Genomic DNA, 504 nt, shown 5'->3' on the forward strand with positions numbered 1-504 from the left:
CCAGCGCATACAGCGCCGCACCGATCATCAGTGTGCCGCTCACCCCCAGCACGATCGGCTCCAGGTGCCAGAAGCCCATGGTGAAGCGCTGGTTGAGCCGCGATTGCAGCGCATCGGTCTGCGTGGACAGCGCGATCAGGCGCGCCACCAGCAGTGACAGCCAGGTCATCACCACGTCGATCAGGCCGTAGATGCCGTCGAAGATGATCAGCGAAGAACTGGCCAGTAGGCCGAACACCACCGCCGCCGCGGCCAGCAGCAGAGAGGCGGCGATCGACAGGCGCAGCACGCCCTGTTCGGTGGCGGGGTCGAAGAACTGCGGGCGGTTGGCGGCCATGGTTCAATTGTAGAGCGGAGCCAGGCTCCGCTGCCTTTCGCTGCCTTTCGCTGCCTTTCGCTGCCTTCGCCGGCCAACCGCGCTACCCCCGTAGGGCCGCTTCCCGTAGACTGCGCGCCTCCCACGTACCGACGCCCGCCTGCAGTGATCACGCCACACTGACCCTT

At 66.5% G+C, this 504-nt stretch carries 1 pseudogene; it reads right to left on the minus strand.

The window, feature by feature from the left end:
- Positions 1 to 337, minus strand: a pseudogene (locus tag DAI20_RS20525) (cation efflux transmembrane domain-containing protein); the annotation flags it as partial.
- Positions 338 to 504: the final 167 nt, after the last annotated feature.

Origin of the sequence: Planctomonas deserti (assembly GCF_003067705.1) — a bacterium.
In the GTDB taxonomy this organism is placed as follows: Bacteria; Actinomycetota; Actinomycetes; order Actinomycetales; family Microbacteriaceae; genus Planctomonas; species Planctomonas deserti.